General features: G+C 66.6%; 11 protein-coding genes and 1 pseudogene. 9 read left to right on the forward strand and 3 right to left on the reverse strand.

What is annotated here, in order from left to right; translation table 11 throughout:
* Positions 1 to 205: 205 nt before the first annotated feature.
* From AS594_RS39700 to AS594_RS39720, 5 genes are all read left to right on the forward strand, one after another.
* The gene (locus AS594_RS39700) at positions 206 to 6,415 is read left to right on the forward strand and encodes an RHS repeat domain-containing protein (RefSeq protein ID WP_079148959.1); all 6,210 of its coding nucleotides are present in this window, start codon (positions 206 to 208) and stop codon (positions 6,413 to 6,415) included.
* Entirely contained in the window at positions 6,412 to 6,813 is a 402-nt protein-coding gene (locus AS594_RS39705) for a HEAT repeat domain-containing protein (protein ID WP_069936269.1), read from the forward strand. The genes AS594_RS39700 and AS594_RS39705 overlap by 4 nt, the downstream gene beginning before the upstream one ends.
* 835 nt (positions 6,814 to 7,648) lie before the next feature.
* On the forward strand, positions 7,649 to 9,412 hold the full coding sequence (locus AS594_RS39710) for an AAA family ATPase (protein WP_338120234.1): 1,764 nt from the start codon (positions 7,649 to 7,651) through the stop codon (positions 9,410 to 9,412).
* A 385-nt stretch (positions 9,413 to 9,797) separates the two neighbouring features.
* On the forward strand, positions 9,798 to 10,985 hold the full coding sequence (locus tag AS594_RS39715) for an exonuclease SbcCD subunit D (RefSeq protein WP_069936271.1): 1,188 nt from the start codon (positions 9,798 to 9,800) through the stop codon (positions 10,983 to 10,985).
* A 1-nt stretch (position 10,986) separates the two neighbouring features.
* Positions 10,987 to 11,943 (forward strand): AAA family ATPase, encoded by a 957-nt coding sequence (locus tag AS594_RS39720; protein ID WP_069936272.1) that lies wholly within the window; start codon positions 10,987 to 10,989, stop codon positions 11,941 to 11,943.
* A 1,461-nt stretch (positions 11,944 to 13,404) separates the two neighbouring features.
* On the opposite strand, the gene AS594_RS39725 is transcribed toward AS594_RS39720, so the two are convergent.
* Complete coding sequence (locus AS594_RS39725) at positions 13,405 to 16,551, reverse strand: hypothetical protein (protein WP_167368178.1); 3,147 nt, start codon at positions 16,549 to 16,551, stop codon at positions 13,405 to 13,407.
* Between the two features lie 266 nt (positions 16,552 to 16,817).
* Here AS594_RS39725 and AS594_RS39730 point away from each other — a divergent pair, with 266 nt between their 5' ends.
* Positions 16,818 to 17,762 (forward strand): ATP-dependent DNA ligase, encoded by a 945-nt coding sequence (locus AS594_RS39730; protein WP_240509397.1) that lies wholly within the window; start codon positions 16,818 to 16,820, stop codon positions 17,760 to 17,762.
* 318 nt (positions 17,763 to 18,080) lie between these two features.
* Positions 18,081 to 18,713, forward strand: coding sequence for a non-homologous end joining protein Ku (gene ku, locus AS594_RS42450; RefSeq protein ID WP_079148947.1), 633 nt, complete (start codon positions 18,081 to 18,083; stop codon positions 18,711 to 18,713).
* Positions 18,714 to 18,878: 165 nt separating this feature from the next.
* On the opposite strand, the gene AS594_RS42455 is transcribed toward ku, so the two are convergent.
* Positions 18,879 to 19,142, reverse strand: coding sequence for a hypothetical protein (locus tag AS594_RS42455; protein WP_079148948.1), 264 nt, complete (start codon positions 19,140 to 19,142; stop codon positions 18,879 to 18,881).
* Here AS594_RS42455 and AS594_RS47070 point away from each other — a divergent pair.
* A pseudogene (locus AS594_RS47070) lies at positions 19,099 to 19,313 on the forward strand (IS701 family transposase); the annotation flags it as partial. The gene AS594_RS42455 and the pseudogene AS594_RS47070 sit on opposite strands and share 44 nt — an antisense overlap.
* Before the next feature lie 229 nt (positions 19,314 to 19,542).
* On the forward strand, positions 19,543 to 23,157 hold the full coding sequence (locus AS594_RS39745; RefSeq protein WP_079148949.1) for a CHAT domain-containing tetratricopeptide repeat protein: 3,615 nt from the start codon (positions 19,543 to 19,545) through the stop codon (positions 23,155 to 23,157).
* A gap of 240 nt (positions 23,158 to 23,397) precedes the next feature.
* On the opposite strand, the gene AS594_RS39750 is transcribed toward AS594_RS39745, so the two are convergent.
* A complete protein-coding gene (locus AS594_RS39750; protein WP_141747266.1) occupies positions 23,398 to 24,348 on the reverse strand; it encodes a hypothetical protein in 951 nt (316 codons plus the stop codon).
* Positions 24,349 to 24,949 lie beyond the last annotated feature (601 nt).

Below are 24,949 nucleotides of genomic sequence, written 5' to 3' on the forward strand. Positions count from 1 at the left end.
TACTAAACGGCCACGCTGATGCACCGTCATAACAACTCAATAAAAACGTCAGTAGCCCGATCGAAGTGATCCATTTCGGTGTTACCTTTACCGTTACTTTTGTTAATCTGCATTTCCTGTGGGGGGAATAGTGTTCAGTTTGCATACTGCGACGCCCCGCCGTCGTCGACATTCGGTCGGCAGACGTGCGCGCGCTATCGCCTTGATGCTCGTGGCCTATCTAGTAGCCAGCCTGCTGGGCGGCCCGGTGGCTGTCGCAGCGGAACTGGAGCTGCGCAAGCTCGCGAAACCGGACCCGGTGCCGGTCTCCAAGGTCAAGGGCAAGGGCCTCAATAAACCGGATGAGACGGCCCGGAACCGCTTCAGGCCTGACGAGAAGGCGCGATGGCCCTCTCCCGGCGCAGTGACAGCCGACGTCTCGGGCGCGGGCAAAAGGGCGAAAACGCTGAAGGCCGGTTCGCTACCTGTGACCCTCAAGGCCCCGAAGGGGGCCGGGCGCAGTGCCCCTGTGGCCGGACAGGTGCAGGTGCAGGTGCTGAACCGGTCCGCGGCCACAGCGGCCGGTGTCGACGGTGTGCTCATCGCAGTTGAGGGCCACGGCGGCAAGAACACTGCAGTACGCGTCCCGATGAAGCTGGACTACTCGGGGTTCGCCGGCCTGTACGGCGGCGACTGGGCCTCGCGGCTGACGCTCCGTGAGCTACCGGCCTGCGCGCTGACCACCCCAGGCAAGAAGAGCTGCGGCCCGGGCAAGACGATAAAGGCGGTCAACAACACCGAAGACGGCACGCTGACGGCCGACGTGCCGGTCACGGTCACGAAGTCCGGCCCGGCAGAGACCGGAAAGCCAGTGCAGCCAGCACCGCCCATGGCCCGCTCCGCCACTGGCGCCGTCGCATCCCCTGATGCCACCCTGTTTGCCGTCAGTGCCGCCAACTCCGGCGCGACCGGCGACTTCGGCGTCACCTCCCTGTCTCCGTCGAGCAAGTGGGAGGCGGGCGGCTCCTCCGGCGGCTTCTCCTGGTCCTACGACATCGACACGCCCGGCGTCCCCGGCGGCGTGGAGCCCAGCGTGGGCCTGTCCTACTCCTCCCAAGCGGTGGACGGACGCACAGCAGCCACCAACAACCAGGCCAACTGGATCGGTGACGGCTGGTCCATGTCGCCCGGCTCCATCGAGCGGCGCTACACCTCCTGCGAAACCGACAAAGCAGACGGCAACAACCCGTCGCACAAGGTCGGCGACCAGTGCTGGAAGAAGGACAACGCCACCTTGTCGCTGGGCGGTTCCTCCAGCGAACTCGTCAAGGACGACACCACAGGCGAGTGGCGCAAGAAGGCCGACGACGGCACGAAGATCGCACAGTTGAAGAGTTCCACCCGCGCCAACGGCGACGCCGACGGCGAATACTGGCGTGTCACCGCCCCGGACGGAACCCGCTACTACTTCGGCTACAACCGACTGCCCGGCTGGGCCGAGGGCAAGCCCGAAACCAACTCCGCCTGGACAGTACCGGTCTACGGCAACCACTCCGGCGAGCCGTGCAACGCCACCACCTTCACTGATTCCTGGTGCCAGCAGGGCTGGCGATGGAACCTCGACTACGTCGTGGACCCGCACAGCAACGCCATGGCCTACTACTGGGACAAGGAGTCCAACCACTACCAGCGCAACATCGACTCCTCGTACAAGGGCACACTCACCAACTACACACGCGGCGGCTACCTCAAGCGCATCGAGTACGGGTTGCGCTCGAACACCATGTACGCGGCCAAGGCCGCGGCCAAGGTCGACTTCACCACCGCCGAGCGGTGCCTGCCCACCAGCACCTTCGACTGCGCGGCCGACAAATTCACCTCAGCCAACGCCAACAAGTGGCCAGACGTCCCCTTCGACCAGGTCTGCGCCGCGGGCTCCGCCTGCGAGGGCAACTCCTCGCCGTCGTTCTTCACCCGCAAGCGGCTGACCGCTATCACGACCTCCGTGCTGGACAGCGACGTGTACAAGAAGGCCGACACCTGGGCGCTGAAGCACTCCTTCCCCTCCACCGGAGACGGCACCGACCCGCCGCTGTGGCTGGCCGCCATCGGCCGTACCGGGCACACTGCCGGCACCTCCGTGACGCTGCCCGAGGTCGTCCTGTACGGCCAGCAGCTGCCCAACCGCGTCGAGGGCGCCGTCGACACGATCCCGGCCTACAACCGCTACCGCGTCTACGCAGTCAAGAACGAGACCGGCAGCACCCTGGGCGTCACCTATTCCACACCTGACTGCACGGCGAGCAGCCTGCCCGCCCCGGCGACGAACACCAAACGCTGCTACCCAGTGATCTGGTCACCACCGGACGCCCCGGCGGCCAACTTCGAGCCGTACCAGGACTGGTTCCACACCTATGTGGCCACTCAGATCCTCGAGTCCGACAACACCGCCGGCGCACCGGTCAAGCGGACCGACTACACCTACCTGGGCGGACTGGCCTGGGCCAAGAATGACGACGAGTTCACCAAGGCCAAGCACCGGACCTACGGTGATACACGGGGTTACGGGCGTGTCCAGACACGCACCGGCGACCCAGCCGAAGGCACACAGGCACTGAGCGAGACCCGCTACTTCCGCGGAATCACCGGCGCACAAGTCGCCGACAGCGAGGGCAACGAGGTCGCAGACCACGAGGCATACGCCGGCCTGACGCGGGAGACGGCCACCTACAACGGCTCGGGCGGAGCTCTCATCTCCGCCACCAGCTCCACTCCCTGGCGCTCGACCGCGACCGCCTCCCACGCCCGCAGCGCCGACAATCTGCCGACCGTGCACGCCTACCTCACCGGCGTGAAGAAGGAACAGACCCGCACCGCCGTCACGGGTGGAACGCTCCGCCGCACCGAATCGGTGCGCGAGTTCGACTCCTACGGCCACACCGTCTCCGTCTCCCATTCCGGAGATACCGCCAAGAGCGGCGACGAGCAGTGCACCACCACTTCGTACGCCCGCAACACAGCAACGAACATGACCCTGGTGGCTGAGAACAAGACGGTCGCCACGGCCTGTGACACCACGGCAAGCCTGCCCGTCGACCTGGTGGCAACAGAACGCTACTACTACGACGGATCCACCACACTCGGCGCTGCTCCCACCAAGGGCGACGAGACCAGGCGTGACGAGCAGGACGGCGCTGGAACTGGCTTCCTGACCGTGAACAAGGCCACCTACGACGCCTACGGGCGCCAGACCGGGGCAACCGACGCGGCCGGCGCCCCGTCCACCGTCGCCTACACCCCGGCCACCGGCCAGATACCGACACAGACGATCAACACCAACGCACTCGGCCACGCCACGACGACGACCACAGACCCGGCGCGTGGACTGACCACATCCGCCGTCGACGCCAATGGAAAGCGGACCGACGCCGAATACGACGCCCTCGGCCGCGTCATCAAGGTCTGGTCTCCCGGCTGGGCAAAAGCCACCTACCCCAGCCTCCCCACGACCCAGTACTCCTACAGCCTCTCCCAGACCACGCCGAACGTGGTGACCACCAAGGCGCTCAACCACAACGGCGAGTACCTGACCTCGTATACCTTCTTCGACGGCCTGCTCCGTCCGCGGCAGACCCAAAGCGCGGCTGTCGGTGCCGAGGGACGCGTAGTTACCGAGACGCGATATGACACCCGCGGACTAGCCTGGAAAACATACGGCGCCTACTACGCGACCGGGGCACCCACCACCACCCTGGTCGCCGGTGACGACACCAAGGTCCCGGCCGGCACCGAGACGCAGTACGACGGTGCCATGCGCCCCGTCACCCAAATTTCGCTGAAGTACGGCGACGAGACCAAGCGCACCACCACCGTCCACGGCGGCGACCGCACGACCCTCATCCCCCCCAAGGGCGGTACCGCAGCGACGACGATCACCGACGCGCTGGGTCGCAAGACCGAGACGCGCGCCTACACCAACAGCGCGCGCACCGAGTTCCAGGCGACGACCTACGCCTACAACAAGCACGGCAAGCTGGCGAAGCTGACCGACCCGGCGGGCACCGCCTGGACCTGGACCTACGACGCCCGTGGCCGTCAAATCAAGGCGGACGACCCGGACAAGGGTCCCGGCACCACGACGTACGACGACGCAGACCGCCCGGTGAAGACCACCGACGTCCGGGGCACCGAACTCATCACGTCCTACGACGTACTCGGCCGCGTGGAAGAGCTCAAGGAAGGCACGGTGCGTCGCGCTTCCTGGACCTATGACACCGTCGCCAAGGGCCAGCCGGCCGCAGACACCCGCTACATCGGCGATCAGCCCTACACGACGAAGATCGACGGCTATAACGACCGCTACCAGCCGACCTCGTCGACCATTACGATCCCGGCCTCCGAGGAGGGACTGGCGGGCACCTACACCTGGTCGTACGGCTACAACCAGTACACCGGCGCGGAGGAATGGCTGAAGCAACCAGCAATAGGGGCTCTCCCCTCCGAGCGGGTCACCACCAATTTCAACAACTCCGACCTCCCTGTCTCGACCACGGCCGGTGGCGTACCCCTGGTCGGCAACGTCAACTACGACGTATTCGCCCGGCCGGTCCGCGTCGAGCTCGGCGCCTTCGGCCACAAGGTGTACGACACTCGGGCCTGGGACGAGCACACGGGAAGCCTAAACCGGCGCACCCTCGACGGCGATGAGGCCCTGCGGATCGAAGATACCCGCTACTCGTACGACGCAGCGGGCAACACCACCCGGATCTCTGCCACCTCTGGCCAGGACGCCGCCGCCTCAACTGACACACAATGCTTCGCCATCGACGCCCTGCGCCGCATGACGGAGGCATGGACCACCAAGAGCGCTGCTGACGACTGCACCACAGGACCGTCGACCGCGACGGCAGGCGGGCCGGACGCCTACTGGCACTCGTACGAGTACGACGTGGCAGGCAACCGCGCCAAGGAGACCCAGCACGCGGTCGCTACCGGCTTCTCCGACATCACCCGCACGTACACCGCGGGAAAGAGCGGAGAGGCCAACCCGCACGCTCTGCACTCGGTTTCCACGACCGGCGGCCCTGACAACGGGAAGACGGAAAAGTTCACCTATGACGAGGCCGGTAACACCACCAGTCGCAACGGCGGGGCCCGTGACCAGGAACTAATCTGGGACGCAGAGGGCCAACTCGCCAAGATCACAGAAGGCGGGAAGTCCACCGAGTACGTCTACGATCCGGATGGCAACCGGCTCCTGGCCCGCAATGCGGACAGCACAACCACGGCGTACCTACCGGGCGGCAACGAACTGAAGGTCACGGCAGCAGGCGCGAAGAGCGCCACCCGCTACTACGACCACGCTGGCGAGACAGTCGCGGTACGCACCACCTCGGGCATCAGCTTCCTCTTTAGCGATCACCAGGGCACAGGCCTGACCGCCGTCGGATTCGCTGCCGGCCAGCTCATCACCCGCCGCAAGCAACTTCCCTTCGGCAAGAGCCGCTCCAGCACAGGCTCCAATTGGCCGGGTGACCGTGGTTTCGTCGGCGGTATGACCGACCCGACGGGCCTGACCCATCTTGGGGCCCGCGAGTACGACCCACAACTGGGCCGCTTCATGTCCGTGGACCCGCTTCTGCTGACCGACGACCCGAGCCAGCACAACCCGTACGTCTACGGCAACAACAACGCCGCCACCTTCGCCGACCCCACTGGCGAGGCGTACGAGGAATGCGTCAGCGGCCAGTACAACTGCACCTACGGGCCCGGCGGCACTGGCGATATCAAAGAGATCGAGTTCGGCAAGAACTACGAAAAGGTCACCAAGTCCGTCGGTGGCACCATCTCCCCCAACCACACAATCCAGCAGAACACCGGCTACAGGCACGTCTACACCAAGGGCAGCGGCGTCACAGGCCCGACAGCTGCTCAGCGAGCACGATCAGCTGAGATCGAACGCCAGAGAAGGCTCGTCAGGCTGCGCAAAGCCGCTGAAGCGCAGCATGCTGCCAATCAACAAGAGCGCGGTTTCTGGGATGAACTATTCGGATTCGGGCCGCCTCCGCCGATCAAGTTCGTAGCTGCCGAGCCGAAGATAGGCATTGTTTATCCGGGGCCCGCAGCAGGCCGGCTCGGTGCCCGTGCGGGGGCGACTGAGCGGAAAAGTTGGGAACTTACTGCCGCGAAGTCCGAAAAGGTGATGGAGGGCGGCCCCTTCAAGTCGACGTTCTACAAAAGCCGATCTGATGGCACATGGTGGACGCAGGATGTCACTGGGCACGGAGGCTCTGCTTTCAAGGTCTACCGTGAGACTAAGAAGGGACTCGAATGGATCGCCGACGCCGACCGCTACGGTACCTACATGACAAACAAATGGAAGGGTAAAACGGGGCGATTCATCCCGAAAGATCAGCTCAAGGGAGTCAGGCGATGATTGAATCTGCACAGGAGTTCATTCGGCTCCGTTACAGTGAAAATCCGCAGGACTACCAGAGGGCCAGTACGGACGAAGCATCCTACGATGTGTGGATAGAAGTCATTGCGCACCATCAGCAAGCTCGAATGTGGGTGGCGCAGAACAAGTCGGTACCCCTAGAGATTCTTCAGATCCTCGCGGCCGATCCGGACCCGAGCGTGAGGGTCATGGTGGCCATGAAGCGAAAGCTGACTCCCGATATTTTGGATCAGCTCGCTTCAGATCCCGACGAGTCGGTTAGGTTGGCTGTGGCCCGCAACAAGAAAGCATCAAAAGGGACGCTAGAGAGGCTGCTGTCGGACGATTGGGGAGAGGTCAGGTCGGTCGCGCGAGAGCGGCTAGGGTTCTCTTCATAGCGAGCTCCGTCTCGTCCTTGCAGCTACCCTCTCGCCGTTTCTGTAGTGCTGGCCTCGATCTTTTCTTATCGCCGTGAGACGAAGTTTTCGCGTGAGGGAAAAGCTTGAGGCCAGCGGCAGACGGTGTGAAGCTTCCGGCGAGCCCGCCGTGGTGCCGGGTCGGTCGATCGGCTCGGGGCGCGTTGGGCGGTCAGGCACGTCCGTTCACCCTCGGTGTCGGGGAAGGAAGTCTCACCACCGGCATGGCATCTGTCGGGATCGGCATTCAGGGCAGGGCCGACGGCATTCCCACAGCCGTGGCTGCCCGGCCTGCCCCCCCACCAGTGGTTGCGATGCGGAGACTGTCGCGTCACCCATGGCCGTGGGCGCAGCGTTCCTGACGGATACAACCTAAACGACACCCGCCTCTTGCGTGTCAACCTCAAGGAGCGCGGCCAGCTTTCCGCGCGGACGCAGCTCGGAGATTGACTTCTCCAAAGAGCCATGCTGACTGGGAGGTTCACTCTCCCGGGTGGCATCGATACTCCCCGTGGATTGTGTAGTTCATGGGCGCGGCTTGCGAGGTGGGTGGATCGTCCCTGTCCTGGCGGCCTCGGAGAAGCGAACGCCTGCAGGGCAGAAACAGAATCTGGCACCAGCCCCGCAGGAACGTCTCTACCATGAGCCCTTGAGCCTCACCTGACGCAGCGTCCCCTGCAGGCATGACCGCACGACGCACGCCCAACCTCTCGCCCGACTGCCCGCGCAAGAGGAGATACGGAGCAACTCCACTGTGCACCTGAACAGTTTCACCGCCTGTGGCTTTCGCTCCCTGTCATCGGTCGCTGACATCCCGGTGAGCAGTCCGACCATCCTGGCCGGCCGCAACGACGGCGGTAAGAGCGCTGTACTGACCGCGCTGGCCTTCCTCCTCGGTAAGCACCGGCTCACCGACGAAGACCGCACCTACGAACAGAACGAAGGCGCCAAAGGCCAGCGCTGCACCGACACCTGGGTGGAGGGCGCCTTCACGCTGGACTCCCAAGAGCGTGCCGCCATGGCACTGCCCGCACAGCTCCGTATCCGGCGACGGGCACGCCTGGGGGAAGCTGCCTGCTGGGAGTACTTGGGCAAGGCGCCCAGGGACAGCCGCCTGCGGGGACTGGATCGGCTCCTCAAGCCTGCACTGGCAGACCTGGTCGCCGAGTTCCGCCTGGCTCCCGCAGGAGCTTTGAAAGACGATCTCCTTGCTGCCGTCACCGCGCATGCGGCCACGACGGAGCAGGTCGAGGAATGGCAGCCGCTGCCGAAGAGCCTCGAAGCGCGTCTGCCCAAGCTCCTGTCGTTCAGCGGCAAGGACGAGAGCCCGGACGACGCCGTGCGTACCGCGCTGAGCAGCTGCTACGAGACCCACCTCGAGGACGAGGCCCTGCAGGGGCAGATTCGGGAGATCGAAACGGAGATCACCCAGCGCCTCGAGAAGGAAGCCGACTCGCTGTGCAGTCACATCCGTGAGCACTGCGACGAGTTCGTCGGTGTGGACGTCAAACCCGAAGTTTCCTTCAAGGGCGGCTTCAAGCGGGCGCCTCTGCACATCTCCCGCGCGGACGGCGAACCCGTCGACCTGACCCGCTCCGGTCAGGGCAGCACGCGCCGCATTGCCCTCGCTGTCTGGGAGTGGACCAGCAACTTGCTGGAGAACGCTGAACTCGCCGCGGCGGGGGAGGACGAGGTGGAGGAGCCGACCCAGACCATCGTCGTCTACGACGAGCCCGACACCCACCTCGACTACCGGCACCAGCGCACTGTCATGGACATCATTCGTAAACAGTGCGCCCAGCCCCATGTCAGGGTCATGGTCGCCACCCATTCGATGAACCTCATCGACGGCGTCGACATCGCCGACATCGTCCACCTCAAACTTGGTGACACCGGCCGTACCGTCGTCGAGCGCCTCACAGACGACACCCACGACGGCATCGACTTCCACCTCGCCCAGATCGCGGCGTCACTGGGCCTGCGCAACTCCGTTCTTCTGCACGAACGGTGCTTTCTGGCCGTCGAGGGAGAAACCGAGCAGCGGAGCGTGCCGTTGCTGTTCCGTCTCTCCCAGGGCATGTCCCTCCAGGCAGCCGGTATCGCTTTGTGGGGGTGCGAGAACAACGAGGGCGCCCTGCACTTAGCCCGCTATCTCGTCAAGCACAAGCGCACGGTCATGCTGATGATCGATGCCGACAGTCGCACGAACAAGCTCTTCCGGGACGAGAGGCTCCGCAAAGCAGGCCTCAACCTGGAAAAGCAGGTGTCCTACGTCGGAGAAACGCTGGGCTTCAACGAGCTCGAGGAACTTTTCACCGACGAGCAGTGGGCCACCGCCGCCAACACCCGATGGCCCCGGCCGTACCCGGAGACCTGGAGCGCCGCCGACTTCACCGCCCACCGAGGAGCCAAGAAGTTCAGCGAACGGATCCTGCACATGATCAAACAACAGGCTGACAAGAACAGCCCCAACGGCAAACCCGACATGGTCTACGGACTGACCACCACGCTCACCGTCAAGGAGGAGATTCCGCGCCAGCTGCGCGACTTCTTCTCCCACGTCCAGAAGATGGCTCACTGACCCGTGGTGGTGTCGTCGGCCTGACGGCGGCTTCGCATGCGTTGCTTGCGTTGCTCGAGGGTCGGCGCCGTCCAGGCATGCCAGCCGACCTCGGGCACCCACTGCCGGGCATGCCCACGTGCCTCGATCCCGCACCATCTGCACCCGCCGGGCACGGGCACGCACTGAGCCCCGGCAGAACGCGGTAAGGACATGAAAGCCTCCCTTCTGTCACTGCTCATCTTCCCTCCTGCCACTGACAATCACCCGGCGTGCCGAACGGCCACCGGGGCCCGACAGGCTTGAGCAGAATCCTTTCCCCATCTGCCTCGATACCCCCATAAGCGACTCTGTTTATCTGGAAAACCGCCCGTAGCGCCCACCTGGGTGGTTACGGTCTGTGCCCATGAGGTTCCTGCACACCTCGGACTGGCACCTGGGCCGCCGGTTCCACCGGGAAGACCTGATCGACGCCCAAAGCAAGATCCTCGACCACCTCTGCGCTACCGCCCGCACCGAACGGATCGACGCCCTGCTCGTAGCCGGTGACATCTACGACCGGGCCGTTCCGAGCCTGGACGCGATCCGGCTGTTCAGCCGGGCACTTCCCCAGCTGGCCGACCTCGGCATCCCCACCATCATGATCAGCGGGAACCACGACTCCGCACACCGTCTAGGTGTCGGAGCCCGCCTGCTGTCGAAAGCCGGCGTACACGTGCGGACTGACCCCGCGGAAGTAGACGCCCCGGTCCTGCTGGAAGACGAGCAAGGCCCTGTGGCCGTCTACGGCGTTCCCTATCTCGAGCCGGCCATGGCTCGCACCGAACTCGAAGCGGAGGCCGCCTCCCACCAAGCGGTGCTCACCTCGGCCCTGGACCGGATCCGGGCCGACCTCGCCACCCGGCCCGCCGGCACCCGGTCCGTCGTGCTGGCACACGCGTTCATCACCAGCGCGACAGGCACCGACGGGGCGACCGTCTCGAAGAGTGAACGCGACATCAGCGTCGGCGGTGTAGCCCATGCCAGCGCCGACGTCTTCGACGGCATCGACTACGTAGCCCTGGGGCACCTCCACAGCCCGCAACGGGTCACTGACCGCATCCATTACAGCGGCTCACCTCTGGCCTACTCCTTCTCCGAAACCAGCCACACCAAATCGTTCACCCTGGTCGACCTGCCGCCCACTGCCGTACCCACGCTCACCCGCATCTCGCTCCCCGCCCGCTTGCGTCTGCCGCTCGCCCGCTTGACCGGCCGCCTGGACGACCTGCTGGCCGACCCGGCACACGAGCACCTCACCCAGGCCTGGCTCCACGTGACCCTGACCGACTCCGCACGCCCTTACGAAGCGATGGCCCGCCTCAAGCAGCGCTTCCGCAAGACGCTGCACCTGGAGCACAAGCCCACCACCATCCCGGCGCAGGCGACCAGCCGCACCTACCGCGAGCGGCTCCGCGATCGGGACGACCTCGACGTCGCACGCGATTTCATCACCGTGGTCAGCGGTCAAGCCCCGACCAAGGAGGAAGCCGACCTCCTGAACCAAGCGGTCGAGCACTCCCGCATTCGATCCCAGGAGAAGGAAACCGCCTGACATGCGCCTGCACGCCCTGCACCTGCAGGCCTTCGGTCCCTTCGCCGACCGGCACACGGTCAACTTCGACGCCCTGTCCGCCGACGGCCTCTTCCTCCTGCACGGCGACACCGGCGCGGGTAAAAGCACCCTGTTCGCCGCGATCTGCGTCGCCCTCTACGGTGAGCCGCCCACCGACCGCAGCGTCCATCTGCGCAGCCACCATGCTCCAGCGGACCTGCTGACCGAGGTGACCCTGGAAGTCACACTGGCCGGCAAGCGCCTGCGGATCCGCCGCATCCCCGCCCAGCTCAAGCCCAAAGTACGCGGGCCAGGCGATACCCCGCAGAAAGCCGAGACCTACCTCAGCGAATGGACCTCGAACGCGGCGGGGGAGGGGCACTGGGAACCCCTGAGCAAGTCCCACCGGGAAGCTGCGGATGAGATCAAGGCCCTGCTGGGGATGAGCCGCAAGCAGTTCTGCCAGGTCGTCCTGCTCCCACAGAACGAGTTCACCAAATTCCTTCGCGCGGACGCGAGCGAACGCAAAGACCTCCTCGGCAAGCTCTTTCACACCCAGCGTTTCGCATCCATCGAGGCATGGCTTGCAGACCGCAAAAGCACGCTGGCCAAGACGCGAGACGAAGCACGCGCCGATGTGCTGCGCCTGGCGGAACGCATCCAGCAGGCCGCCACAGACGATCTCGAACCGGAATCAGGAGCCCCCACCGCCAGCGAACCCACCACGCTCACCGACCACGCCCGGACCTGGGCCACCGCCTTGTGCACCGCCGCAGCAGCGCGCCAGCAGACCGCCGGCACGACACTCGTCCACGCCCAACAGGAGCTCACTGCCTTCCAGGACAAGGAACGCGCCGTCCGGGAACTCGCGCGCAGACAACACGGCAGCAGTCCAGGTGACGAGGGGCGTGAGAAGCACGCGCGCTGCCCGGGGCCGGTATGGGGGTGGGGGCCCTGAGGGGTGGCAGGGCCCCCACAACGCGGGTCCGTGGGGGACGGATATCACTTACGCGTCGGCGGAACAACGACCACCAGGCGCCAGGGGTCACTGTCTGCCCCCAGTGCGCTGTCTCGAAAGCGTCGTTAAGTCTCGGACTGCAGAAGACGCGTCCTGTGGACGCCCGGGCTACTCGGCTTTGGGATGGAGTGACGATCCAGGCGAAGTGTCTGAGGCAGACCAGGCTGGCGGAGCAGGCATGACTACGCCGCTTCCGCCCCGCCGGCGCCGGCTTCCCGCTCGTGCACATGCTTCAGCGCCATCCGCTGCTCCACCCTCTGGCCGACCTCAACTGTCTCCCAGTACGGATGCGTCGACACCACGGCCGACAGCTCGAGGAGCTCACGGCGCAGGCGGGCGACTGACGCCTTCTGCTCCTTGGTGTACCCGGGGCTGGGCGGCAGGCCGCGGGGTTCTGCGTCGCTGTAGAGAACCTTCGGGGCCGTCCACCCCTCGAAGGGCTCTACCGACCAGGGGGAGAGTGCGGCCGAGGGCTTCGTACTCCGCCCACGTCTGGTGCAGACGCAGCTGAGCTGCGCGAAGGTCTTCGGGAAGTCGTACGTAGCCCCCCAGAATGCTACTCCTGTTCGATTCCCTTAATTCCAGTAGACGCGCCCAGACACACGCCGATCAGCCCCCTGGCCGATCCCGCGTCGCGGGTGCATGCCCAGGCGGGGGCGGGTGTCGTTGTCGCGGCTCGGCTCGGCACGCTGACGACGAGTGATCGCGGTAAGCGCGCTGCCTGCCGCCGGTCGCGCCGACGCGGAGGGACCCGTAGACAGGGAGAGCAGCCTGCCGGCTGCTGCCCCCATGCCGGGGCCCGCGCCACCCCGAGGGCGCGGACCCCGGTGAAGCCCGCCGGGAGGAGCCGATGGTGGCCTCAGACCCGCAGCGCACGACTGCTCTTCTGGTCGGCTGACGGGTGGTGCGTCCACCGGTGGAGCCGATGCTCGCGCAGGCCCGCGCGACACTGCCCGCACCGGGCGCGCTGCCCGGCGGGCTGGCGTACGAGGCCAAGTTCGACGGTTCTCCAGACACGTAGATGCGTCTCATCGGGGTGCTTGCTCACCCCTGCCCGCCCCGAAAAACTGCTGGTCAGCCGCAGGCAGCTGGCCATGGGTAGCAATCGGAGGGCTGGAGCATCTCTTCTTCGCCGACAAGAAAGGTCTGGAAGGTGGGCGAAGTCGCAGGGCTCGGTCACGTTGATCTCAAGGAACCACTCAACCGCCGGGGTCTGCCAGACGGGACGCCGGTGCTTCTGGACACCGCGATGCGCCCGGCGGAGCCGGTCTCGGGGTGGTTCCGGTAGCGCCCGCCTCGGCCGTTCAGGGCCATGATGCCGCAAACAGGCCTGGCCACCTGCGCTTCCGCGGCGTACCCCCGTGACTGGCAGGGGCAGGTCGCTACCGCACGCCGGCGCGGCTATCGTGCTACCGCGGTGACGGGCCCCTCCAGGAGCTTGAGAAGAGTACTGAAGGTGGCGGGAGTTTCACCGCGGGGGGAATCCTGCGCCGCAGAGTCCGCGGCTTGGCATGCGCCGCCTTCTGCCTCGACCAGTTCCTTCAGCTGTTTGTCAAGGTCGTTCTTGCTCATGGCGGAGAGCACCCACCCGAGGGGCGCGGCGATGCCCGGCCGGTCGGAGGGTGCCACGAAGAAGCTCCGTACCTGGGGGCACTCGAGGGCGCCGACATGGATCTTCGGCGGGACCGTGGTCCCCGGCAGTGCGCCCGAGAAGCGGTACAGCGCCACCTGCCCCAGCGCCGTCGCGCTCAACGCGGCTTTCGGGGCTTTGCTGGCGATGAGCGGCGCGAGGAGCTCCATCTGCCGTTGTGCGCGGGGAGCCGCCCCCAAGGACTGGTAGTGATTGTCGAGAACCGCGATGAGCGGGAGGACAAGCCGCCCGCCGCCGCCGTTCGCAACAGCCTTGTTGTGCGCGGCGACCTGCGGTTCGAGCTTCTCCCAGAGTTCGAGCAGGAGCGCGAGACCGCTCGATTCGAGCAGTCCTCCGTCGAGGTCTGCCAGGGTCTGCGGCGGCATTTTCCGGGTGTGGGGCGCTTGGGGCGGAGTGATGCAGTGATGCATCCGGCCGGAAGGCGAGACGTAGGGGAAGCGGGCCGCCAAGTGGACCGCGGTGGACAGCCGAAGTCCCTGGTTCTGCTCCTTTTCCTTACATCCGAGTTTGTCCGTGTAGGCGGCTGCATCGATGGCTGCTGCCGCGAAGCGGGACGGGTCGACCACCTTGTGGCCGCCCCCTGGGAGCGCGGCCACTTCCGCGCGTTGGCAGTTCAACGCGGGGTCGGCGTCCTTCACCGGGCCGCCTGCAGCCAACACCGAGGACACCACCACGCGGCAGCCGGAGCTCACGTCAGTGCCGTTCAGCAGCAGGAGCGGGCGCCGGGGAGAACGTCCGTCGGGCAGGCGGGTGTCCGAAAGGAACTCTTTCTTCAGCCGAGGGTCGATCCGCTCCCATGAACGTTCGAACACGGCCGCACGGTCACCGGGACGGATGCTTCCGAGGTTGTTGATGCCGTGCAGGGCACGCGGCAGGTCCCGATAGAACATGGCGGCCAGGTTTGCCGCGAGGGTGTCCTCACCCGTCAGACTCTCCGCGAATTCCCGGCCCTGGTGCTCGATGGGCTGTCCGGCTTTAGGGCCGAGCGTGTAGCCGACAAGGCCCAGGCTGCCGCCGGATACTCCACTGGCGCCGAAGACCATGTCCTGGGCGCACGGGGATTTGGTCAGCTCGTCCATGGCCGATCCGGTCCAGTACGCCGCGCGGATGCCGCCGCCGGGCGCGGCGACGAAGACCATGGGCACGGCCGTCGCTTCCTTCAGTTTTGCGTCGCTGTCCATGCAGCTCTTCACGCCGGTGAACCAGGCATCGAAGTGTGCCGCGGCATCGAAGGACTTCGCCGGCGGACCGGCTGACGCCGCCCTCGGCCTGAGTCTCACCTCGTGGTATCCGCCGACGGTGTCGAGTTGGGCCTCCAGCACCAGTGCGCCAACGACGAGCAGCCAGATCGGCGTGAGCCGGAAATGCAGATAGCGCAGGGCGGGAAGGGGGAGGTGGTACTCGGCATGCCGCGCCAGCCATCCCGCGATGAGCGTCACGGTCGCCAGGACCAGCACGAGGACTCCGAGGCTCCGCAGCCGCGGCCCCCACCCGATCGGATCCAGGGCCAGCGGCACTCCCATGGAGACCGCCGCCAAGAGCAGCACCCCGCCCAGGAGTGCAGGCACCCACCTGCGGCGGTCATGCCACCCGGCCTGGAGCGGCAATTTCGGGCGGTCGAGCCAGCGTTCCTCTGCGAAGCGGATCAGTTCATAGACCACGGGTCCGGCCAGCACCGCGGTGGCGACACCGAACCAGAACCACGCCACCACCTGCGCATATCCACCGAAGAAGCTCGCCTTCTCGGTATTCGCTGCGATGCTCGAGCCCAGGAAGTAGGGCCTGGCATACGCGCGCGTGAGTCCCAAGCCTGCGATGGCGAGCGGCACCACGGCCAGCGCACGTCCGATGCTCCTGACCCGCTTCCGCTCGTCAGCCGGAGGAAACTGGGTCTCCTCCGCGGCCGGCTCCCTCCAAGCCTGCGGCAGGCAGAGACTCCAGACCGCGAGCACCACCATGATGATCGGAATGGCCAGAGCACCCAGGGTGCCGTACCCCCACCGAAAGAGGACAAAAGCCGCCCCGCCCAGGATCACCCCTAGGACAAGCAGGCAAATCAGGCTCCCCTTGCCTTGCGGCTTCCGTTCCGTGGGCACGCCGTGGAGCAAAGCCCACCGCCCGGCGACCCAGAGCGCCAGGCAGAGGCCGAAGAGCGTGACGACGGGCCCAAGGACGTCGCCCATCAGCTCCCGCCCCATCCGGTTGTGCGCCCAGGCCCTCTCGATGTCGGGGAGTTGCTCCAGTGGACCACCGCCCGGCATGACGACCAGCAGCCCGAGTACGAGCAGAACCCCCAGCTGGTTGCGATGGCGCGTCCACACCCCTCGTGTTGACATGGTCCCGCCTGCCCACCCGCCTAGCCATACGGCCAGGGACTTCTGCAGGATCCGCGCGAGGCCCAGAAGGCCGAACAGCGCGATGACCGCGAGGGTGAACCACTTGAGGCAGGAGAAGACCGCCACGGTGTGGGCCCAGCGGACCGACGGCTGCGAGGAAAGGTCTCCGACCAGGAACCAGGTGCAGCCCGTCTCACACCAGTCGAACACCAGCACACCGAGCGCAAGCCCCCGGATCCAAGCTTCGGAAAGGGGCGAATCCTCCCCGAGCATGTCCCAGATCTTGCGCAGCAGCAGATAGACGGCCAGGACGTACGCGGGAGCGAAGACGATGATGTCCAGCAACAGGTAGGTCCTGATCCAGCCGAGGACCAGCTCCCTCCCGTCAGCCCCTCCGGTCAATGTCAGATGGGGCGCGGCCAGCCGCCATACGTCGACGGCACCGGCGCGCTTCTCGTCTCTCCACGGAGCGAAACCGGGCCAACCGCTGAGCGCACCTGCCGGGTAGGCGGATCTGTCAGCCACGGTCAGCGCGGCCAGCAACCGGGAGATCTCGGTCATCACAAGGTAGGCCACGACAGCGGCGAGGGCCCACAGCCACCTGCTGCTCCTGCGAATCAGCTCTGGCACATCGGCATTATCAGCCGTACCGCCGCCGACCCACGCCTGTACGCGCCGATACCGCGACCGGTGCACAAATCAATACAATCCGAGTGCCAGAACGTCTAAACCTCCGAGGAGTCGAACCTGCCCGCGCCCGGTAAACGGGGCCATCCCAGTTCACCTGAACCGCATCTGGTCACACCGTCTGCGCCCAGCCCCCGTCCATGTCTCATGAGACATGCCGAAGTCTGGAGAACGACGGCTACCGGGCCCTGCTGTTCACCCCGTCCCGGCCGGGCGGCCCGACGCTGCTCCAGTCGCGCCGCGGCTCGCTGATCCAGCGGCACTTCCCCGACCTCGTGACGGCCGCGCCAGCTCCCGTACGGCCTGGTCCTCGACGGCGAAGTGGTCGTGTGGTCGGCAGACCGGCTTTCCTTCGAGGCGCTCCAGCGCCGCGCCTCCTCCGGCGGCCGCACCGTCAGCAGCTGGCCGACGCGATGCCCGCGCACTTCATCGCCTTCGACATCCTTCAGATCGACGGCCAACAGTTGCTCACCGAACCGTACGAGCGCCGCCGCGCCGCTCTTGAGGGCCTGTTCACCGAGCATGGTCTGACGCCGCCGTGGACGCTGTGCCCGATGACGACCGACGTGGCCGTCGCCCAGGAGTGGCTGACCTCCTGGACTTCAGTTCCGGGCGTGGAGGGCCTTGTCATTAAGGGACTCGGGCAGCGGTACCTGCCGGGTGCCAGAGGCTGGTTCAAGGTCCGCCGCCGTGACACAACCGAAGCGATCGTCGGCGGCGTCACCGGAACGCTGAGCCGCCCGCAACTGCTCGTCCTCGGACGCTACGACGAAGACCGCCGGCTGCGCGCGGTCGGCCGCACCGCACCGCTGCACCCGGACGCCGCCCGCCAGCTGGCCGACCATCTGACCGCCGCCGGACCAGAGCACCCGTGGACCGGCGTCCGGTTCACCGCCACCTGGGGCAGCCGCGAGCCACTCGAAGCCAGCCTTGTGGTCCCCGAGCTGGTCGCGGAAGTCAGCGCGGACACCGCCATCGACCGAGGCGCGTGGAGACACCCGCTGCGCTTCGTCCGGCTGCGCTTGGACGTCACCGTGGCCCACGTCCCGTCTTTTGGGGAAGGCGTACAGCCCTCCAGCGGCTGACCGTGCGGCCGCCTGATGGCCGCGCAGGTGTACTGAAAGGAGGCTGAAGCGTTGGAAGGCTGCTGGCTATCTGCCCGTAGCTATGCGAGAACAGGGCCTGCCCGGCCGGGTGGCGTAGTCCGTCGTGCGGCTGGAGGGTCTTCGCCGGAGGGTGGGCGGCATGGAGATCAGGTCGTCGATGCGGACTGTGTGGAAGGGGTCGATTGTCTTCGGCATGGTGGTGCTGCCGGCGCGTTTGTTCTCGGCGACCGAGGAGCACCGCAGCCGGTTCAAGGAGATCCACTCCGCTGACAACGGCAAGATCCACCACAAGCGCGTATGCGAGGTGGAGGGCCCCGAAGAGGAGATCCCCTACGAGGCTGTCGGTCGGGCTGTCGAGCTGCGGACGGGCAGCTTGTACCGATCACGGACGAAGACCTTGAGCGTCTGCCTTTGCCGACGCGGCACGTGGCGGAAGTGCTCGGCTTCGTCCCAGGTGGCGATATTGACCCGATCAGCTACGGCCGGGCCTACTACGTGGCGCCGGACGGGCCAGCTGCGGACCGTCCGTACGTATTGCTGACCGAGGCCCTCGCACGCACCGGCTACGTGGGCATCTGCAAAATCGCCATCCGGCGGCGCGAGCGGCTGGCGGTGCTGCGTCCACGGCACGGTGTGCTCGTCTGCCAGACGCTGTTGTGGCAGGACGAGGTGCGCGACCCCGGTGACCTGGCCCCGTCGACCCCCGTCACCGACCGGGAACTTCAGCTTGCCGAGCTGCTTCTGACCGAACTCACCGGAATCGAAATGCGGGAGCTGCGCGACGAATACGGGGATGCGCTCGAACGGCTGGTGGCTGCCAGAGTCGAGGGCGGTGAGGTAGCCGAGCTGCCCGTACCGCAGCCGGCCGTGGACCTGATGGCCGCGCTGGAGGAGAGCGTACGGACGGCCCGCGCCGCGCGCGGCAAGTGATGCTCTCGAGGAGCGCGACGCACGCGTGTCCGGGTGGCGGGCCCCGCGTTGGTAAGGCCAGGTGGGGCTCCTGTTCCCCACAGCGTGAGATTCGGGTGAGTTCACAGGCCCTGCAACACGGGAGTGGAACAGAGTCCGCGTTGCAACCTTGACCTGCGGAAATGCCTACGAAAGCAGAGCCTCACTCGCGTGCCCGTGGGGGACGGATTTGCATGCACGCGATGCCGTAGTCAACGACGCCACCCCACGCCGGTCACCCGCACCAGTCGCGGGATCAGCAGAGGGCTGGCTCTCCTGCGCGGCGAGGGCCGCGTCGACGAAGGCCCGCACGAGGGCGGCCACCTCGGCCACCGTGACGTCCTTCGTCCAGTTGCCGGTCGCGTGCCAGCTCGCGGGCAGCTGCTGGGCGAGCGAGGAATGCTTGCGCAACGCAGGGTACGACCTGGACGGCTACTAGGTCCCGCCCTACCCGGGTGGCACGGTCACAGACCCTGGCCATGGTCGACCACGCCTGCCTGGCCGTCGTGCGCCCGCCAGTTGGATGCCGGGATGGCAGAAACGGATCCTCCGAGCTCATCCACCTCAGCCTCAGCAGCTTGATCACCTGCACACCCACCGGCCCACGCCAACACCAAGCCCTCACCAGTCACTACAAACGACGCGGATGCCCCTGAAGGTGCTCAACAATCAGCACAAACACCGTTGCCGTACTCGCTCTCGCAGACCCAGGATGCTCAATCCTGCCAGTCATCGTGGCCTATCCGAGTAACCTCCGGTATGCAACAGATTGTGCTACTGCCATTTCAGAGCGTGAGTGATCGGGGGGGCTATGCGTGATGAACGACTGGCTGCGATGCGGGCACGGCTGCAGCGGATCGCCGAAAGTCGTGATCTATCCTCAGTGCTAGAACCCGAGGCCCGCCGCGAAGCCGAGCAACTCGCGGACAACCACGGCGAGGGCGACCTGGAAGCCCGGTACTTGCTCGGCTGGTTCCACTGGTACCGCTTCTGCGCACTGCCCACTGGCGAGAACCAAGCAGACCTAAGGACCGCCGTTGAGGCGTTCGCCCTGTGCTTCGCCGCCGGCATCGCAAGCGTGCCGGAACCGTTGCTGCCACTGCTCGCCGAGGCCGCAGCTCCGCATGCCATTCAGATGCTCCAGCACTCGGAGGTCGAACCTGACACCAGACTTCTATTTGCAACGACAGACCTGTGGGAGCGCATTGTTCGGGCCGCTCCCGCCGACCACCCCGACCGCACGAGGTGGCTGTCCCTCTGCGGGATCGCCCTGCAAATGCGGTTCGAGCGGACCGGAGCACTTCAGGACCTCGACACCTCTATCGAACACCTCCGAGAGGCGTGGGCAGCCAGCGCTGCAGACCACCCTGACCGCGTGTTGATTCTGTCCAACCTCGGAATCTCCCTGGTAAGGAGGTTCGAGCGGACCGGAGCGCTGCCGGACCTCGGCACCGCTATCGACCGCCTGCAGCAGGCCGTGGACACCACCCCAGCCGACCACCCGGCACTCGCTGCGTGGCTATCCAACCTGGGAAGCGCCCTGCAGACCCGATTCGAGCGGACGGGAGCGCTGGAGGACCTTGAGGCTGGCATCGAACACCTTGGAAAGGCTGTAACCGCAGCCGCCGCCGACTACCCCGGCCGTACGGCGCTGCTGTCCAACCTCGGAGTCGCGTTACGGACCCGGTTCGAGCGGACTGGAGTTCTGCAGGACCTTGACAGTGCTATCGACCGCCTGCAGCAGGCCGTGGAAGCCACCCCAGTCGACCACCCCAACCATGCGTTGTGGCAGTCCAACCTCGGGGGTGCCCTGGTGAGGAGGTTCGAGCGGACTGGAGTTCTGCAGGACCTTGACAGTGCTATCGACCGCCTGCAGCAGGCCGTGGAAGCCACCCCAGCCGACCACCCGGCACTCGCTGCGTCGCTATCCAATCTTGGTCTCGCGTTACGGACCCGGTTCGAGCGGACTGGAGTTCTGCAGGACCTTGACAGTGCTATCGACCGCCTGCAGCAGGCCGTGGAAGCCACCCCAGTCGACCACCCCAACCATGCGATATGGCTGTCCGGCCTCGGTAACGCCCTACGAGTCCGGTTCGAGGGGACCGGAGCGCTACAGGATCTCGACACCGCCATCGAACACCTCCGAGAGGCGTTGGCCGCCATCCCGGCGGACAACCCCAACCGCGCCACGACACTAGGCAACCTTGGGAGCGGGCTGCAGCGCCGATTCGAACGGACCCGCGCGCTGGATGACTTGGCGGCAGCCATCACGGTAGGGCAGGACGCGGTGGCCGCCTCCCCTCCAGACCACACCGACCGTGCGGTATTGCTGTCCGCCCTTGGGGGTGCCCTGCTTCGGAACTTCGAGCTAGCCGGAGCGCTGAATGACCTCGAGGCCGCCATCGACCGCCTCCGGCAGGCGATAGCCGTAGTCCCCACAGACCATCCCAACCGCGCGATGTGGCTGTCCAACCTTGGGGTGGCGCTACGAGCCCGGTTCGAGCGGACCGGAGCGCTGCAGGATCTCGACATCGCTGTTGACCACCTTCGCCAGGCTGTGGACGCCACTCCAGCCGACCACCCCGACCTCGTTTTGTGGCTGTCCAATCTTGGGAGCGCGCTGCAGCTCCGGTTCACACGGACCCGAGCGGTGTCAGACCCTGATGAGGCAGTGGCCTGCTGGTTGCGGGCGTCAGAGGTCGAGGCGGCGGCGCCTTCCCTTCGTGTCCGGGCGGGGGTGATGGCGGCTGGCTTGTTGGCAGAGTCCGGTGATGCGGTGCGGGCGGCAGCGGCTGCGGAAGCGGCGGTGCGGCTGTTGCCCCAGGTGGCCCCGCGCCGTCTGGAGCGTGGTGATCAGCAGTATGCGGTCGGTAGTTTCGCCGGCCTGGCCGCTACGGCCGCAGCCCTCGCGCTCGAGGCCCCGGGCGGGACCGCTTCCGAACGCGCGGAGCGTGCCTTGGGGTTGCTGGAGGTCGGCCGGGCGGTACTGCTCAGTCAGGCGTTGGAGACCCGTAGCGATCTGACCGACCTGCGTGAGCACCATCCCGAGCTCGCCCGCCAGTTCACCGAGCTGCGGGAGCTGCTCGATGGACCCGTGGGCAGTTCCGGCTACACCGCAGGCAGGGAAACCAGTGACCTGGGGCTGGACCAGGGGCGCCTGGTGGGGGACCGGCAGCGGATGGCGGGGCAGTTCACCGACCTCCTGGCCGGGATCCGTGGCCTCGACGGCTTCTCCTCCTTCGCACTTCCGCCCGCCACGGATGAACTCCTCGCTCAGGCGTCCCACGGCCCGGTGGTGGTGTTCAACGTCAGTGATCACCGCAGCGACGCCCTGCTGCTGACCACCGAAGGCATCACCAGTCTGGAACTGCCCGGCCTCACCCCCGACAAGGTGCTCCAGCAGGTCACCACCTTCCGGCGCGCGCAGCATCTGGCGATATCCGGTAACGACCAGGCCGGGCGAGAGAAGGCGCAGGCCACGCTCGCCCAGGTTCTGAAGTGGCTGTGGGATACAGCCAGCGGCCCGGTACTGAAAGCCTTGGGACATCACCATCGGCCAGGCGAAGAAGGAAAGAAGGTCTGGCCTCGGGTGTGGTGGGCGCCGGGCGGCCTGCTCGGACTACTGCCCGTCCACGCCGCCGGCTACCACACAGATCCAGGTGGTAGTCCACGGACGGTGATGGACCAGGTCGTCTCCTCCTACACGCCAACCGTCCGCGCGCTGCGCTACGCCCGCGAGCGCGCCCTGCCCCCCGCCGGGGAGTCCCCGCCAGTTGTGCGGAGTCTGATCGTGGCGATGCCGACCACACCCGAGCAGCCCGACCTTCACTTCGTCGAGGCCGAAGCCGCGATGCTGCAGGACCGCCTGCCCGGCCCTGTGCTGCTGCGAGAGCCGAGCCCTGCCAGTCCTTCCCTGTCCGCCCCGACGAAAGCCAACGTGCTCGAGCGTCTGGCGGAGTGTGCGATCGCGCACTTCGCATGCCACGGTGCCAGCGACCCCGCCGATCCGTCCAACAGCCGACTGCTGCTCCACGACCACGAGGACGATCCGTTGACGGTGGCCAGTTTGGCCCCTGTCGCACTCGACCAGGCTAAGCTGGCCTACTTGTCCGCCTGCCGCACCGCGGCCATCGACACTGCCGAGCTGTTCGACGAGGCCATCCATCTCACCTCCGCCTTCCAACTCGCCGGCTTTCCCCACGTAATCGGCACCCTGTGGGAAATCGACGACCAGATCGCCGTCACCATCGCTGACCTTTTCTACGCCGGCCTGCAGAGCGACGCAACAGAACTCGACCCCGACCGAGCGGCCCACGCTCTCCACCATGCCCTACGCCGCGTACGCGACGGCCACGGCCTACCGGCCGGGTTCGACCGGACGCGAGCCCCCCTGCTATGGGCCGCCCATCTCCACGCTGGCACGTGAATCGGTCTTGCTGCCTACCCGGGATGGAGGTAGTCGTCGGCGGCTCTATTAGTTGATGCCGTGCTCTGCGCCGACAGACAGGACGAACAGATCTGACGGCGGCCGCTTCGGCTTCGTGGAGCTACTTGGTCCTCGCAGGGCTGGCGACATGGAGTGTCTTTGATCCACATGTCGCTGGCCGCGGATCGGCCCGAGCCGACTCCCGGGAGTCGCCCGGCGACGGTTGACGAGTGGCCGTCTTCAGACGCCGGTGGCGGGGGCATTGTCCGGAGGCGGGGGTGGGGGCGGGCTGGGAGATAGGTGGCGTGTGAGGCTGTCGCCGACGTCCTGGGTTAGGGGGCACGGGTCCAGGCCAAGGTGCTCGGCAAGGTCACGGGCATGCAGGCGGGTGGCGGCCTCCAGCAGAGTTGCGTAGGTGTCGGCAGCGGTTCGGGTGCGGCGCCAGCTGGTGAACGCGAGGACGGCCGTGATGGCTGTGGCGGGCCACCACCATGCGGCGAGGGGCAGGTAGAGCAGGCTCCAGGCGGTCAGCGTGGTGGCCCGGGCAAGGGTTTGGCGGGCTGCTGTGATCTCGGTGCGTACGGTGTCCGGCAGGATCAGCCACACGTGCGGCCATAGGACAGCCAGGTCGATGTGGAAGTCCCGCTCCAAGCGCACGGCTGCGGCATGGATACGGTCGCCGCTCCAGCCGGGACGGTCGGGATGCTCGGGGGAGATGCGAGTCATCGCCGCACGTGCAGCATGCCGTGCGGCGGGGTCGGCTCGTGTGCCCCTGGTACGGGCGGTGGCGGCATCCTGCCGAAGGCGGTGCCAGTCTTCGGAAGCTGTCCTCCAGCGCCTTCGCCGGTATTTGGTGGCCAAGCCTGCGACCCGGCGGGCCACGGCGGGCCAGGTTTGCCAGTCGGCGGCGAGGTGGAGCTGTTCGGCTAGGGAACCGAGACTCTGTGCCATCAGTCCGACGGCTGCGGCGCCGGCCAGCACGGCGGCTAGCAGCACCACCTGGCCTCCAGCGGTAGCGACGGCGGGGGCCTTGGCCCCGGTGGTGATCTGATCGGTCAGAAGGTGCAGGTCGAATGGGCGCGCGTGGCCGAGGGTGTAGGCGGTGGCGGCGACGGCCAGGTAAAGGGCACCGGGCAGGACGAGCAGGGAAAGCCACCGTTCGGCGAGCTTCTTACCGAGTTCCGTCAGCATGCCGCCCATCGGCTACAACCGGTCCCGGCGAAGAGTGTCCCCGCTGATCGCGCAGCGGGGCACGGGAACGGGGCCTTGTGGCCACCAGGAGCGTGTGCACCGTGCGGCCGGGCACAGGTACACAAGCTCGGGGGAGCATTCACGGTTGGTACCCCCCGCACGGACGCTGCGGTCCCCCGTGCGCCCGCTGTCGCTGTACGCATAGAGCCCCTGGGCATCGCCGAAGCCTTGAAGGACGGCGTGCAGCACATCCACCGGTTCCGCTATCTCTCCGCCGCTGCGTGCCGCAGCGAGCAGCTCCTCGAGAAGCGTGTCACTCCCGGCCAGGCTGCACAGACGCTGGCGGATGTTCTCCGCCTTCGCGCAGACGATCGCCAGCCTTTGCGCCGTTTCATTGGATTCGGCCATACGTTCCCCACCTCCGGGTCCGCTTCGGCCGCCGCCAGCACTGATCACGCCGTGGAGACCACTCAGCTGAGAGGGAGCGTATCCAAGCAACTCCCCGCTATGCCACGGAATGTGCTATTACCGTTTCGGAGGGTGGGCAAATGGCAAGACACTTGCGTGATGAACAACTGGCTACGGTCCGGGCACGGCTGCA

Source organism: Streptomyces agglomeratus, assembly GCF_001746415.1.
GTDB classification, from domain to species: domain Bacteria; phylum Actinomycetota; class Actinomycetes; order Streptomycetales; family Streptomycetaceae; genus Streptomyces; species Streptomyces agglomeratus.